Annotated in this window: 13 protein-coding genes; 4 read left to right on the top strand and 9 right to left on the bottom strand. The window is 67.9% G+C overall.

What is annotated here, in order from left to right; genetic code table 11:
• Nucleotides 1-12: 12 nt before the first annotated feature.
• The 6 genes from AB0F86_RS13810 to AB0F86_RS13785 all read right to left on the bottom strand — a co-directional run bounded on the left by AB0F86_RS13810 (nucleotide 13) and on the right by AB0F86_RS13785 (nucleotide 7,497).
• Nucleotides 13-2,547, bottom strand: coding sequence for an FtsX-like permease family protein (locus tag AB0F86_RS13810; RefSeq protein WP_356985676.1), 2,535 nt, complete (start codon nucleotides 2,545-2,547; stop codon nucleotides 13-15).
• The gene (locus AB0F86_RS13805) at nucleotides 2,544-3,320 is read right to left on the bottom strand and encodes an ABC transporter ATP-binding protein (RefSeq protein ID WP_356985675.1); all 777 of its coding nucleotides are present in this window, start codon (nucleotides 3,318-3,320) and stop codon (nucleotides 2,544-2,546) included. The genes AB0F86_RS13810 and AB0F86_RS13805 overlap by 4 nt, the downstream gene beginning before the upstream one ends.
• A 55-nt stretch (nucleotides 3,321-3,375) precedes the next feature.
• A complete protein-coding gene (locus tag AB0F86_RS13800) occupies nucleotides 3,376-4,287 on the bottom strand; it encodes a hydroxymethylglutaryl-CoA lyase (protein ID WP_356985674.1) in 912 nt (303 codons plus the stop codon).
• Between the two features lie 163 nt (nucleotides 4,288-4,450).
• Nucleotides 4,451-5,653, bottom strand: a complete 1,203-nt coding sequence (locus AB0F86_RS13795) for a CaiB/BaiF CoA-transferase family protein (protein WP_356985811.1) — start codon at nucleotides 5,651-5,653, stop codon at nucleotides 4,451-4,453.
• A 49-nt stretch (nucleotides 5,654-5,702) separates the two neighbouring features.
• Nucleotides 5,703-6,626: a TauD/TfdA family dioxygenase gene (locus AB0F86_RS13790; RefSeq protein ID WP_356985672.1), complete on the bottom strand. Its 924-nt coding sequence runs from the start codon at nucleotides 6,624-6,626 to the stop codon at nucleotides 5,703-5,705.
• Between the two features lie 100 nt (nucleotides 6,627-6,726).
• On the bottom strand, nucleotides 6,727-7,497 hold the full coding sequence (locus tag AB0F86_RS13785) for a deoxyribonuclease IV (RefSeq protein ID WP_067491328.1): 771 nt from the start codon (nucleotides 7,495-7,497) through the stop codon (nucleotides 6,727-6,729).
• Nucleotides 7,498-7,614: 117 nt separating this feature from the next.
• Between AB0F86_RS13785 and AB0F86_RS13780 the strand changes: the two genes are divergently transcribed.
• The 3 genes from AB0F86_RS13780 to AB0F86_RS13770 all read left to right on the top strand — a co-directional run bounded on the left by AB0F86_RS13780 (nucleotide 7,615) and on the right by AB0F86_RS13770 (nucleotide 11,734).
• Entirely contained in the window at nucleotides 7,615-8,718 is a 1,104-nt protein-coding gene (locus AB0F86_RS13780) for a protein kinase (protein ID WP_356985669.1), read from the top strand.
• 119 nt (nucleotides 8,719-8,837) lie between these two features.
• On the top strand, nucleotides 8,838-10,625 hold the full coding sequence (locus AB0F86_RS13775; protein WP_356985668.1) for a protein kinase: 1,788 nt from the start codon (nucleotides 8,838-8,840) through the stop codon (nucleotides 10,623-10,625).
• Nucleotides 10,625-11,734: a serine/threonine-protein kinase gene (locus AB0F86_RS13770; protein WP_356985666.1), complete on the top strand. Its 1,110-nt coding sequence runs from the start codon at nucleotides 10,625-10,627 to the stop codon at nucleotides 11,732-11,734. The genes AB0F86_RS13775 and AB0F86_RS13770 overlap by 1 nt, the downstream gene beginning before the upstream one ends.
• On the opposite strand, the gene AB0F86_RS13765 is transcribed toward AB0F86_RS13770, so the two are convergent.
• Together AB0F86_RS13765 and AB0F86_RS13760 are read right to left on the bottom strand one after the other, a co-directional pair.
• The gene (locus tag AB0F86_RS13765; RefSeq protein WP_356985664.1) at nucleotides 11,724-12,542 is read right to left on the bottom strand and encodes a GNAT family N-acetyltransferase; all 819 of its coding nucleotides are present in this window, start codon (nucleotides 12,540-12,542) and stop codon (nucleotides 11,724-11,726) included. The genes AB0F86_RS13770 and AB0F86_RS13765 overlap by 11 nt on opposite strands.
• A 53-nt stretch (nucleotides 12,543-12,595) precedes the next feature.
• Nucleotides 12,596-12,883: a hypothetical protein gene (locus AB0F86_RS13760; RefSeq protein WP_067637588.1), complete on the bottom strand. Its 288-nt coding sequence runs from the start codon at nucleotides 12,881-12,883 to the stop codon at nucleotides 12,596-12,598.
• A gap of 255 nt (nucleotides 12,884-13,138) precedes the next feature.
• Here AB0F86_RS13760 and AB0F86_RS13755 point away from each other — a divergent pair, with 255 nt between their 5' ends.
• The gene (locus AB0F86_RS13755; protein ID WP_356985661.1) at nucleotides 13,139-13,723 is read left to right on the top strand and encodes a hypothetical protein; all 585 of its coding nucleotides are present in this window, start codon (nucleotides 13,139-13,141) and stop codon (nucleotides 13,721-13,723) included.
• 56 nt (nucleotides 13,724-13,779) lie between these two features.
• Here the strand turns inward: AB0F86_RS13755 and AB0F86_RS13750 are convergent, their stop codons facing one another.
• Nucleotides 13,780-14,175 carry a hypothetical protein gene (locus tag AB0F86_RS13750; protein WP_356985660.1) on the bottom strand — a complete coding sequence of 132 codons (396 nt, stop codon included), beginning with the start codon at nucleotides 14,173-14,175 and terminating at the stop codon, nucleotides 13,780-13,782.
• Nucleotides 14,176-14,353 lie beyond the last annotated feature (178 nt).

The following is a 14,353-nucleotide window of genomic DNA, read 5'->3' as shown; positions in this document are numbered from 1 at the left end:
GGCCGACCGCTCCTACAGATCCGCGATGGCCGCCAACGGTGGCGTCCGCGCGGCCCGCACACCCGGCCACACCGCCGCAAGCACACCGACCACACCCGAGGCGATCAGCATCGCCACCAGCTGCGACCACGGAATATCGATCTGATCGATGCCCATATCGCGCAAGGTGCGCAGGAATCCGACGCCGAGGGCAACGCCGAGAATCAGCCCGACGATGGCGCCGAAGATCGCGATCAACATGGATTCCAGGTAGATCGTGCGGCGTATCTGCGAACGCTGGGTGCCGACGGCGCGGAGCATGCCGATCTCCCGGCGACGTTCCACCACCGACAGCGCGAGGGTGTTGATGATGCCGAGCACGGCGATCACCACCGCCAAGGCGAGTAGTCCGTAGAGGATGGCGAGCAGCGTATTGATCTGCTGCCCCTGTGCGCCCTTGAACTGTTCGTGGTCCTGTACCTGCACCACGGCGAACGGCTCGGTGGCCTTCTCGAGGTTGGCCCGCATGGCGGTGAGATCCGCGCCCGGCACCGCCTTCACCAGCACGATCACGTTGGTGCGCGACTTCTGCGGCATCAACTGCTCGTAGAGGCGCGGGTCGACGACCATCGAACCGAGCAGTGGCGAGTCGACGTAGATGCCGCCGACGGTCAACTCGAGCTGGGCATTGTCGAGGCTGGTGATGGTCACCTTCTCACCGAGCTCCCAACCACGGTCGGCCGCTTCGGTTTCGCCGACCAGCAGGCCCTTCTCGGCGATGGTGCTCGAGCCTTCGCGCATCTCGATGTCCATCACCGGGTCGATCGGCCCGTCGAGCGTGGTCGCCCCGACCCGTTCGTCGCCGAGCCGGAACCCGACCGCGCGGATGCCGGTGACATCACTGACCTGCGGAACCTGTTGGCGCACCGCGTCGACCGCGCCGATCGCCGCACCGATCATCGGCGGACCTGCCAGCACGTATTCGGCCTTCACGCCCTTGTCGATGAGCACGTCCACACTGGTTTTCGCCGACGCACCGAGGATGCCGATGGCCGAGACCAGCATCAGACCCAGCGTCAGCGCGAAGGCGGTGGCGGCGGTGCGGCGCGGATTGCGCACCGCGTTGTTGCGCGCCATCCGGCCCATCGGCCCGAACGGCCGGGTGAGCACACCGAGCACCACCACCACCGGCCGCGACAGCGCGGGCGCGGCGAGCAGGACGGCCAGGATCAGGCCGAGCGCACCCACTCCGACGGTGATCGCCGCGCTCTTGCCTGTGCCCTGCGCACCCAGATACACCAGCACACCGCCTGCCACGGCGAGCACCGCACCGATGACGGTCCGCACCCGCAACGACTCACCAGCACTGGCGAATTCCGATCGCATCGCCTCCACCGGCGGAACCTTCGCGGCGCGGCGAGCGGGCGCATAGGCACTGGCCACCGTAACCAGCAACCCGACGAGCAGCGCGACGATCGCGGTGCGCGGCAGCACCGTCAGCGAACCGGTCGGCAAACCGAGATCGAAGGCATTGAGCAACGCCGACAACCCGAACGCCAGCGCGATACCCGCCGCCAGGCCGATCGCGCTGCCGATCAGCCCGATCACCACGGCCTCGGCGACCACGGACCGGCCGACCTGCTGCCGGCTGGCCCCGATCGCGCGCAGCAACGCGAGCTCACGCAAGCGCTGCGCGACGATCATCGAGAAGGTGTTGTAGATGATGAAGGTGCCGACGATCAGGGCGATCGCACCGAAGGCGAGCAGGAAGTAGTTGATGAAGGTGAGGGCCTCGGAGATCTCCTTCTTCATGTCCTCGCGGACCTCGTCGGCGTTCTGCACCTTCAGGTTCGGCAGACCGGTGGCGAGCCGGTCGCGCAGGTCGTCGGCCGAAACACCCGGTGCGGCACGCAGATCGGCGTAGGCCACGTAATTGCCGTCGGTGAACAGTTTGCGGCCCTGCGGTTCGGTGAACATCACCGCGACCACCCCGCCGCCCTCGGCGCCCGGCATCTCGTAGATGCCGGTGAGCGTCACATCGATCGGCTCGTCCTTGGACGACGGGACGAGCACCTTGGTCTTGTCACCGACCTTCAGCCCGGCCTTCTCGGCACCGCCGGTGTTGAGCGCGATCTCGCCCGGCTGCGACGGCGGCGCGCCCGCCACGAACTTCTCCGGCTCCTCGACGGCCTTGTCCGGCGGCAGGTACGACAGGCCGAAACTCGGTGCGCCACCGGTCTGGACGGCCTTCTTGCCGTCGGGCTGCAGCAGCACGACCGGGCCGTTCACCGCCGGCGCGACGCGTTCGACGCCCTCGGCCTTGGCCAGCGCGGAGACAATATTGTTCGGCACGCCGAGCGACTGCTGGTCCTTCGGGCCGACCCGCACGTCGACACCCTCGGCCTGACCGGCGAAGATCCCGTCGAAGGTGCGCTGCAGGGTGTCGGTGAACACGAACGACCCGGAGATGAACGCGGTGCCGAGCACCACCGACAGCACCGTCAGTGCCAACCGCACCTTGTGCGCGGCGAGATTACGCAAGGCGACCCTGCGCATCGGGTTGCTCATTTGGTCTCCAGCGCCTTCATCCGGTCGAGGATCGAGTCCTGCGTCGGATCGCGCAGCTCGTCGACGATACGGCCGTCGGCAAGGAACACCACCCGGTCGGCGTAGGCAGCCGCGCGCGGGTCGTGGGTGACGATCACGACGGTCTGGCCGAACTCGTCGACCGAGGCGCGCAGGATCGAGAGCACCTCACCGGAGGAGTGCGAGTCGAGGTTGCCGGTCGGTTCGTCACCGAAGATGATCTCCGGTTTGCCGACCAGGGCGCGGGCACACGCCACGCGCTGCTGCTGACCGCCGGACAGTTCGCTCGGCCGGTGGGTGAGCCGGTCGGCCAGGCCCAGCCGCTTCACTACAGTATCGAGCCAGTCCTGGTCGGCCTTGCGGCCCGCGATGTCGAGCGGGAGGGTGATGTTCTCCAGCGCGGTGAGCGTGGGAACCAGGTTGAACGCCTGGAAGACGAATCCGATGCGGTCGCGGCGCAGCGCGGTCATCTGCTTGTCGGACAGACCGGTGAGCGCGGTGTCACCGATGCGGACCTCACCGCCGCTGGCGCTGTCGAGCCCGGCCAGGCAGTGCATCAGGGTCGATTTGCCCGAACCGGAGGGTCCCATGATGGCCGTGAACTCGCCGCGCGCGAAGTCGGCCGACACCCCGTCGAGGGCCTTGACCTGGGTATCTCCCGAGCCGTACAGCTTCACCAGGTCCTGCGCTGCGGCGGCGATCTCGGTAGCGGCCGCCGACTCGACGGCCTCGGTCCCCATGGGGTGTGAAGTCATGGTGTCCAGTCTGGCGGCCGACCGTCACCGGCGCCATCCGGGATCCCCCCGATACCTACCGGATGACCCACTCGAAGGCGTCGGCTTTCGACCGTGCGCCCTCGGCGGTGCGCGAGCGGTTGGGTTCGCCCAGTTCGCCGAGCAATTCCTCGGTCAGCCCGACCAGCCGCGCCAGCTTCTCGGGATCGAACCAGGACGGGCGGGTGGCGAACAGGATGTCCTCGGTCGCGGTGTTGCCACTGGCCCCCGGTGCGAACGGGCACCCGCCGAGACCGCCGAGGGCGCCGTCGACCATCGCCGCGCCCGCCTCGATCGCGGCGAGGGTGTTGGCCACGCCCATGCCCCAGGTGTCGTGCCCGTGGAAGACGATGCGGCGCGGCGGAGTGGTGTCGCGGACGGCTGCGACCAGTGCGCTCACTTCGCCAGGTGCGGCCTGGCCGAGGGTGTCGGCGAGGACGATGTCGGTGGCGCCTTCGGTGCGTGGGTCGCGGGCGATGGCCAGCACCCGTTCGGGATCGACGGGTCCGTCGAACGGGCAGGTGAAGCTGGTGGCCAGGCACAGCTGGATCGAGCCGTTCGCCTCCTGCGCCAGCCGGATCGCGTCGGGCATGGCGGCCACCGAGGTCTCGGTGTCGCGCCCGATATTGGCCTTGTTGTGGGCGTCCGACACCGAGAAGCAGTACTGGAAGTTGCGCGCCCCCGCCTCGGCGGCTTTCTCCACATGCCGTGGTGTGGCCACCCACACCCAGCATCTCGCCAGCTCGTCGGGGGTGAGGGCGGCAATCAGCTCGAGCGAATTGGCCATCGGTGCGACCAGATCGGGGCGGGCCATCGAACCGATCTCGAGCGCGGGCACGCCGGCGGCCAGCAACCGGCGCACCACGTCGATCTTGTACTCCACCGGCAGCACCTTGCCGGTGAGCTGCAACCCGTCACGCAGGGTGACATCGCGCAACAGCGCGGTCATCGCCGGTGCTCCGGTTCCTGCGTGGGCACGCACATCACCCCGCCGCACGGTTTGTCACCGACACTGGCCGGGGTCGGGTGCACCGTCGGACGCACATGGCCCGGGCCGCGCGGTTCCCACTTGCTGCGCACCGGCGGGCGGCGCCGACCGTGTACTCGTCTGGTCACGATGCCTCCAGCGCGTCGATCTGATCGTCGGTCATCCCCAGCAGCCCACCGAGCACCTCCCTGGTGTGCTCGCCGAGGTCGGGGCCGACATTGCGGATCGGCAGCGACTCACCCCCGATCACGGGGACGATGCCGGTGAAACCCACCTGTTTGGGTTCGGGCTCGCCCACCTCGACCGGGAACGACTGGATCATGTTTCTTGCTCGATACTGCTCATCCGCCACGATATCGGCCGCGGTATAGATGGGACCGCACGGTATGGCCGCGGCGTCGAGCAATTTCAGCGCCTCGTCACGGGTGTGGCGAACCGTCCATTCGGCAATGGCCGCGTCGAGGCGCTCACGATTGCGCCAGCGGCCTGCGTTGTCGGCCAGTTCCGGGTCGACGGCCAGGTCGGGACGGTCGATGACCTGCATGTATCGCTGGAAGATGGCATCGCCGTTGCCACCGATGATGATGCTGAAGCCGTCGCTGGTCGGGTAGGCGTTGCTCGGGGCGATGCCTTCCATGCGGCCGCCGACCCGTTCCCGGTTGATGCCGTAGGCCAGATGGTCGGGCACCAGCGACTCCATCACCGACAGGATCGACTCGTTGAGCGCCACGTCGATGATGCGTTCGGCCTGGGGCACCCGGCCGATGCGTTCGCGCTGGAACAGGGCCATGACGGTGCCGAACGCGGCGTAGATGCCCGCGATGGAGTCACCGATGGACACCCCGACGCGCACCGGCGGCCGATCGGGATCGCCGACGAGTTCGCGCAGCCCACCCACGGCCTCGGCCACGGCGGCGAAGCCCGGCCGCGACGCCATCGGACCGGTCTGCCCGTAGGCCGAGATCCGGGTGATGACCAGGTTCGGGTTGACCTGCTCGAGCACATCGGGCCCGAGCCCCCATTTCTCCAGCATTCCCGGCCGGAAGTTCTCGAGCAGCACATCACAGTGCGCGAGCAGGTCGAGCACGACGTCGCGGCCCGCCTGGGTACGCAGGTCGAGCACGATCGACTTCTTGTTGCGGTTCACCGTGCGATACAGCATCGAGGTGTCGCCGCCGTAGAGCCGCCAATTCCGTAGCTCGTCGCCGGTGCCGGGCCGTTCGACCTTGATGACCTCGGCACCGAAATCACCGAGAATACGACCGGCGGTGGGAGCGGCCACGTAGTTACCGAGTTCCAGGACACGAACACCGTCCAACGGCCGAATACCTTTATCCGCCACCCCGCGACTCTAGCGCGTCGCCCGGCCGTCGGGCTCAGCTGGCCAGCAGCTCGACTTCCTCGATGATCGAGTAGTGCTCGGCGTTGCCCTGCAGCGGCTTGCTGGTCTGTCCGTCGACGCCGACCGGAATGTCGCCGGCCAGGGTGATCCGGGTGAGGCGGCGCGGCTGGTCGTCGTAGTCGTCGATCGCGTAGTGCTGGGTGGCGCGGTTGTCCCAGATGGCGACATCGCCGTCGGCCCAGTTCCAGCGGGTGGTGTTCTCGAGCCGGGTCACTCGATCCTGGAACAAGCGGAACAGTGCCTGGGACTCACTGGTCGACAGACCGACGAAGTTCTTCACGAAATGCCCCAGCAGCAGGGCACGCTCCCCGGTCTCCGGGTGCACCCGCACCACCGGATGCTCGGTCTCGAAGTACGTCGACTGGAACTCGGCCCGGTACTGCTCGGACTTCGGCCGCAGCGGCTCCACATTCTTCGCCGCGTAGTCGTAGACATTGGTGTGCACCGCGCGCAGGCTGTCGGCGAGCAGCTTCAGCGGCTCGGGCAGCGAGTTGTAGGCGGCCACCGTCGACGCCCAGGTCGTCGAACCGCCGTAGGTGGGCAGATACTCCGCCCGCAGGATCGACGCCTTCGGGATCCGGTCGACGAACGTCACGTCGGTATGCCACGAATTGGCGCGCCCGTTCTCGGAGTCGATGGCCAGGCTCTTCACACCCTGCGACTTCACTGTGGGATGCGGGGTGGTGGGGCTGCCGAGCAGTTGTGCGAACTCGTGCTGACCGTCTTCGGTGAGGTGGTCCTGGCCACGGAAGAAGATCACCTTGTGCTCGTTGAGTGCGCGCCGGATCGTGTCGACGGTCGCCGCGTCCAGCGCACCGCCGAGGCGGACACCGTCGACCTGGGCGCCGATGTGGGCGCCGAGCTTGGTCACGGTCAGGGTGGCCTGGTCGACCGTCATGGGTGATCACCTCTGTCTGTGTGGATTCGGGGTAGGCGACAAGCACACCGCGAATCCACCCGGACAGACAGGTTTTCTCTCCGGCTGATCCGAAACGTCCTCAGCCCAGGGTTTCCCGCAGGTAGGCCAGGTCGTCGGCGACACCGTCGACGGGGGTTTCGAGGATGACCGGGGCGCCCGCGGTGCGGCAGACCTCGGCGAGCAGCTGCGGGTCGATGGTGCCGTCGGCGAAGTTGGCGTGCCGGTCGGCACCGGAGTCGAACTCGTCGCGCGACGAGTTCAGGTGCACCAGGTCGATCCGGCCGGTGATGGCCTTGATCCGCTCGACCACGCCGACGAGTTCCTCGCCACCGGCCCAGGCGTGACAGGTGTCGAGGCAGAATCCGGCACCGTAGTCGCCGACGGCGTCCCACAGCCGGGCGATCGAGTCGAAATGCCGTGCCATCGCGTGGTTGCCGCCCGCGGTGTTCTCGATCAGGATCGGCACGGCGAAGCCGCCCTTGTCCTGCTGGCGTTCGAACAGCTTGCGCCAGTTGTCGATTCCGGTGTCGATTTCGGCGTCGGAGCGCACGTGCCCGCCGTGCACGACCAGGCCGAACGCGCCGAGTTCGGCCGCCGCCTTCGCCTGCTGGGCGACCGCGTTGCGCGAGGGCATCCGCAGCCGGTTGTTCAGGCTGGCCACATTGATCTGGTAGGACGAGTGCACGACGACGTCGATCGGGCTGGCCAGGATCTCGGCCGCCTTCGGATGCGGCTGCGGTTTGTCCCAGCTCTGCGGATCGACTACGAACATCTGGATGACCTCGGCGCCGAGCTTCTCGCCGAATCCGATCGGATCGCCCTCGTCGCGAACGTGTGCTCCAATGCGCATAGCTGACACCCTAATCCGCGGCACCGACAAGGTCGGAAGATGTTGCGTGTGGGAGGCGGCAGGAGATACATCGGTAGAATTTCGACGGGTGCTCTGCCCTGGAGGGGGTGACTTCGCGTGTTGGTCAAAGGCGACGTGTTCGCCGGCTACACGATCCGGCGTGTGCTCGGCCACGGCGGCATGGGCGTGGTGTATCTGGCCCGGCATCCGCGTTTGCCTCGCCTCACCGCGTTGAAGCTGCTCAGTCGCGATCTGTCGTCCGACGAGGAGATCCGCCGCCGGTTCGAGCGCGAGGCCGACCTGGTCGCCCAGCTCGAGCACCCCAATATCGTCAATGTCTACGACCGCGGCACCGACGACGATCAGCTGTGGATCTCCATGCAGTTCGTCGCGGGTACCGATGTGGCGACCGCCGATGTGAACGTGCTGACCCCCGGCCGCGCCGTGCAGATCGCCGCCGAGACCGCCACCGCGCTCGACTTCGCGCACGCGAGCGGTGTCCTGCACCGCGACGTGAAGCCGGCGAACATCCTGCTCGCCAAACCGCCCATCGGCCGCCCGGAGCGGGTGGTCCTCACCGACTTCGGCATCGCGGCGGTGCGCGACAGCGAGACCACCCTGTCCTCGGCGGGCTCCATCACCGCCACCCTCGCCTACGCCGCACCCGAACATCTGGCCGGTGGCCCGATGGATCATCGCGCCGACCAGTACTCGCTGGCCTGCACCCTGTTCTGGATGCTCACCGGCTCGGTTCCGTTCCCCGGCCCGAGCCCGGCGGCGGTGATCCAGGCGCACATGAGCACCCCGGTCCCGCCGCTGCGCAGTCTGCGTCCCGACCTGCCGTCGACGCTGGACGCGGTGCTGGCCAGGGCGACCGCCAAGCACCCGGCGGCCAGGTACGCCAGTTGCACCGAGTTCGCCGACGCGGCCAAGGCGGCGTTGTTCGCCGTGCCGGGACCGTGGCATCACCAGCCGCAGTACACCTCGAGTGGTGTGGTGCTGCGCGCCAGGGAAACCCCGCGGCCCTATCCGGTGCCACGACCGTCGACGCCCGCGCAGCCGTATCCGCACGTCGCGCAGCCGCATACCCAGCGCCCGTCGACGGGTGGGAATCCGGTCCCGCCGCGGCGCCCGGCCACCCGGCCGGGAACCATCGACTTCCCCGGTGGCCGTAACCATCCCGGCTACATCGTGCCGCCGCAGCACCGGCGCCCACCGTGATCGTGTGCCCGCTGTTCGCGGGCACCCGTCGGTGTGGTCACCGACTGCTATGGTTTCGATGATTTTCGGTACGCGCGTGCGCTGGTGGGTCCCGGCGCACGGCGGGAAGTGGAGCAGACATGCTGGCCAACGGAGATGTCTTCGCCGGTTATGTCATCGAACGGCAGCTCGGCCGCGGTGGCATGGGTTCGGTCTATCTCGCCAAGCACCCGCGCCTACCGAGGCTCACCGCGCTGAAACTGCTCAACCGCGAGATGTTCTTCGACCAGGAAGTGCGTGCGCGTTTCGAACGCGAGGCCGACCTGGTCGCGCGCCTGGATCACCCGAACATCGTCACCGTCTACGACCGCGGCCTCGACGACGAGCAGCTCTGGATCTCCATGCAGTACATCGACGGTATCGATGCCGCCTCGGTGGAACCGCAGTCCCTGCCTCCTGCGCGCGCACTGCAGATCGTGAAGGAGACCGCCGACGCGCTGGACTACGCGCACGGCATGGGCGTGCTGCACCGCGACGTGAAACCAGCCAACATCCTGCTCGCCCGCTCGGGCGCGGGCCGCGGCGAACGCGTGTATCTCACCGACTTCGGTATCGCCCGCCTGCGTGACGACACCGGTCATCTCACCCAGACCGGCACCTTCACCGCCACCCTCGCCTACGCCTCCCCCGAGCAGCTCACCGGCGCCTCCCTCGATCACCGCTCCGACCAGTACTCGCTGGCCTGCACGCTGTTCTGGTTGTTCACCGGTTCGGGCCCCTTCGCGGCGACCAACCCGGCCGCGGTGATCCAGGGTCATCTGCAGCAACCGCCGCCGCCGCTGAGCAGTGTGCGTCCGGGTCTGCCGCCCGCGCTCGACGGTGTACTGGCCAAGGCGATGTCCAAGCGTCCCGACGACCGGTTCGCCTCCTGTTCGGATTTCGCCGCCGCCGCGATCGCCGCGCTGAACAATCCGAGCTCGCCCGCGCTGCCGCTCGCCCGGCCGAGCACGGGCCCGGGGATGCCGATCACCGGCGGCCCTCGGCCCACCACGGGTGGCGCGATTCCACAGACCGGTTCGCCGTATCCCCTTGCGGCACAGGGCCCGATGACGGGCGCGGGAATGACCGGCAACGCGATGACGGCCGGTCCGATGGGTACCGCCGCGCACACCCAGGGCCCGATGACCGCGCCGCCGATGCGCAACCAGACACCCGCACCACACACCGGCGGCGCCTACAGCCAGCAGTCGCACCCGCAGTTCGCGGCGCCGCGTCAGCCCACGGGCGGCAACTACACCCAGTACCCGCAGCGGCCGCCGTCGAAGTCCAACACCGGGCTGATCGTCGGCATCGTGATCGCCGTCGTGCTGGTGCTCGCCCTGCTCATCGGCATCGGTGTCGCGGCGAGCGGCGGCGATTCGAGCACCACGGCGACCACGTCGACGACCACGACCGCCGCGGCCAAGCACGTCACCCCCGACGCCGCCGCGATCAGCGCCGAGTTCGGCCGGATGGTTCCGCCCGATGCCGACAGCGAGACCGGCTACAACGGCGCCACCTGCTGGGAGACCGATCCCAGCTACACCCCGACGGACAACGACGGCGATCCCCAGTTCGGTTCGTGGGCGTGGCAGTGGCGCTGCTACGGCGGCGGTGACGAGCAGGACAACGACCCGTTCTACCGCTTCTACGTGTACAACTCGGCCGCCGACGTGCAGGCGGTGATCGACGGCCTGCCCGCCAACACCAAGTCGACCGACACCAACGGCGGTAAGCAGTACACCAACTACAAGTACTCCGACAACGGAAACAAGATCATCACCGTGTTCACCGGCGACCCGGATCGGGCCCAGTTCCTGATGTACACCGACAGTTACGGCGAGCCCGAGGACGTGCTGCGCTGGTGGCGTTCGGCCCCGCTGAACTGATGCAGGAGACGACGGGCGTCTTCGCCGGGTACACCATCGAACGGCTGCTCGGCCGTGGCGGCATGGGTTCGGTGTATCTGGCCAGACACCCGCGCCTGCCCCGGCGCACCGCGATGAAGTTGCTGAACCGGGAGCTGTTCTTCGACAACGAGATCCGGGCCAGGTTCGAACGGGAGGCCGACCTGGTCGCCCAGCTCGAGCACCCGAATATCGTCACCGTGTACGACCGGGGTGTCGAGGACGACCAGCTGTGGATCTCGATGCGCTACATCGACGGCGCCGACGCCGCGTCGCTGCCCGATCCGGTCGACCCGGCGCGGGCGGTGCACATCGTCACCGAAACCGCTGCGGCGCTGGACTTCGCGCACAGCCGTGGCGTGCTGCACCGCGATGTGAAACCGGCCAACATCCTGATCGAATCGGTGCACGGCGCCGAACGGGTGTATCTCACCGATTTCGGCATCGCCCGCCTGCACGACGACAACGCCGCGAAGCTCACCCAGACCGGAAGCTTCACCGCCACCCTGGCTTTCGCCTCGCCCGAGCAGCTCACCGGCGTCGCGCTCGACGGTCGCGCCGATCAGTATTCGCTGGCCTGCACCCTGTTTCGGCTGCTCACCGGGGCCACCCCCTTCGATGCGCCGAATCCGGTGTCGGTGATCCAGGGTCATCTGCAACAGCCGCCGCCGCGTGCGAGCGCCTTGCGTCCCGATCTGTCACCGGCGATGGACGCGGTGCTGGCGCGCGCGATGGCCAAGCGCCGCGAACACCGGTACGCCACCTGCGCGGAGTTCGCCGCTGCCGCCGCCCAAGCGCTCACCGCCCCCGTTGCCGCCGGCCGAGTGCCCACCGCTCCCGTTGCCGCACCGGGTTTTCCGGTGCACCAGGCGCCCGCGCCGGCCGCGTATCGGCCCAGCTATCCCCCACCACAGCAGTGGCAAGCCCCGCCTCGGCAGGCGCCGAGGAAGAAGCCGGAGAAGTCCGTCGCGGAGGCCTATCTCGGTCCGAAGCGGACCTCGCGCTGGCAGGGCTCGGTCATGGGCTGGCTGTCGCTGATGGCGCTCCTCGTCGCCGTCGGCTGGGTGATCTTCACCGCGCTCAGTGGCTGAGTTCGTAGTTCAGGAAGTCGCGCACGGGCCGGAATCCGATTGCCTCGTAGATCTTGTTCGAGGTGGGGTTGTCCAGGTCGGTGAACAGGCACACGTCGGCGCCTTCGGCCCGGATCGCCGCCGATACCGCCGCGGTGAGCGCGCTGGCGTACCCGTGGCCGCGCAACGGGGCCGGGGTGTAGACCGGCCCGATCCGCGCCCAGCCGAACACCCCGGTCTGGCGGGCGACGAAGCTGCGCGGTGCGCCGTCGACCTCCCACAACCACCACCACCCGCGCCCGATCAGCCGCAGCGCCCGTTCTTCGTCGAGCACACGCACGGCACCGATCTCGCGGTCGAAGTCGGCGAACCATTCCAGGCACAGCTCCACGTCGCTCGCGGTGGCCTGGCGGGCGCGGCCGGGAACCTCGGGCGCGTGCAGGGTTTCGAGCCGGTAGAGCCGCGCGGTGTAGTCCAGGCGGTGCGTGCCGCGGTGTGCCGCCGACCAATGGGCGAGGAATGCGTCGATTTCAGCGCTGGAACCCTCGACGCTACGCAGGTTCTCGATGTGCTCGACGAGGGTGTCGACCACGGACGGAATGCTCGCGGCGGGCAGGTCGCCCAGGTAGGCGCGGCCGTCATCGGTGCACTGGGCGAGCCCGACGACGTCCTCGTCGCGCACCGCCAGGAAGCGGGTGCCCGAGAAGTTGCCGTTGATCTGATTGACGACGCTGCTCGCGATCACCGTGTTGCGCAAGGCATCACGGCGCAGGAAGGTTTCGGCCTCGGGCAGGAACCGGGCGGCGTCACCGGTGATATCGATTCGCACCACATCGACGGTAGCGCTCAGCCGTCGGTGGTGGAATCGGATTTCGTAGTGGCTCAGGCGGTTTCGCGCGGCTCCTGATCGGCGCGCAGCTTGAGCAGGATCAGACCCGCGGTGCAGGCCAGGATCAGGCCCGCCACCGTGATCTCCACGTGCAGCCCGGCGATGCCGAGGCCTGCGCCGACGAGTCCGCCGACGAAGAACAACCAGCCGAGTACCCGGGCCACAACAGCGAACGCGCCGTTGCCCGGCGGGGTTGCGGTGTCGGGTGTCTCGGGGGCCTCGGTGGCCGGATCGGGGTTCGCCTCGGCCGTTTCCAGCCGGGGTGTCGAATAAGCTCCCATCAGACTCTCCTCGATGACGCCGATCTGATTCTTGCGTCGCGCAAACCTCGCGCGTCAGGGGTTTCGGTCCGGGCGTCTCATGCGTAACTTTGCTCACACACGCTACGACCCTCTCGCTACGAAAGCCCGCGACACGTCACCACGACACGCTTACGAGACCAATCCGATATCTGAATCATTCATGTTTACAATGAGCCGATTTTCCCGGGCTGCACTACTGTGAGGCGACCCGAAGCCGACGAGGAGTACAAGGCGATGGAAGACAGCAGGGCCAAGCTCGTAGGTCCGGCAATCGCTGTTGGCGCGGTGTCGCTAGGACTGATCGTGATCGGTGCGTGCGGCGTCGGACAGCAGGATGTCTACGTGACGCCGCCACCGCTGCAGGCCGGACTGGCCGCGGCACCGAGCCAGGTCGCCGACGACCCGACCTCCACCACGGTCCGCGTCTCGATCCCACCGTCGCCGACTTGGCGCATCGCCCCGTACATGTCGCCGCGCAAGCCCTTCAGCCTCAGCTCCACCGAGACCTCCCCCTCGGAGACCCCCGCACCGGACGATCCGTCCAGCGCCCCCCACCCGACCGAGGCGACCACCGAATCCCGCCCGCCGGAACCGACCACGGAGTCCCCCGAGACAACCACCGAGGACTCCACCCCCACCACCACCCGCCCACCCCGCACCACACTCCCCACCCGCACGGTGAACCCCCCACGCACCCGCCCCACCTACGAGGGCGAGTTCGAAGACTCCGACCTCCCCACCACCAACGCCCACGACAACACCACCCGCACCCCCTCCCCCACCACGGCCCCACCGACAACCACCCAGGCCGACGGCTGACCCCCGTAGCGCCATCACCTCACTCGCGACTGAACACGACAACCACCAACCCTCGCTCACCGACCGAAGTTCCCCCGGCCGTCTGCCGGAAACCCGGTCGGGTAGATACGGACCGCGTAGCCGGTACACGCAACAAGGCTGTCCACTCCTGTGGAGCTCAGCGCGAAGCACCGCACTCGGGACCACCTGCTGTCATCGATGTCTGCAATTCGTCGCAGCTCGGCAGATTGCGAGGTATCGGCATTGGCGAGAGTGAGCGAAGTGAAGACCGTCTTCAATTGCATGGCGATGACTGCGTGGAATCTAATGGATACGAATACCGGAGCTGCACCTCTGTCGAAGCTTCGCAATTCCAGTTCCGATAACGATAGTTTGTAGCGCCAAGGTCTGAACTTGAAGTCGAAACGAAGGGGAAGTTCTTCCTGCGACAACAGATAGTCGCGATCAACCATAGGGTTCCTCGTTTGATCGGCTGGAGCTGCCGATGCCGTAGCCGGTATGCGATGGGTTCTGCGACTGCGATACCACCACTGGCAGAGTAGCTCCCACCTCGCTATGCTGCTGATTGATCGCCCAAGGGGGGCGCGATCGCCAGAAGCATTGGGGGAGGCTGGCTTTCATGATCGACTC

Origin of the sequence: Nocardia sp. NPDC023733, from assembly GCF_040639775.1 — a bacterium.
Classification (GTDB): domain Bacteria; phylum Actinomycetota; class Actinomycetes; order Mycobacteriales; family Mycobacteriaceae; genus Nocardia; species Nocardia rosealba.
The sequence above is the reverse complement of the archived record's forward strand: the minus strand, read 5'-3'. Positions and strand labels throughout refer to the sequence as shown.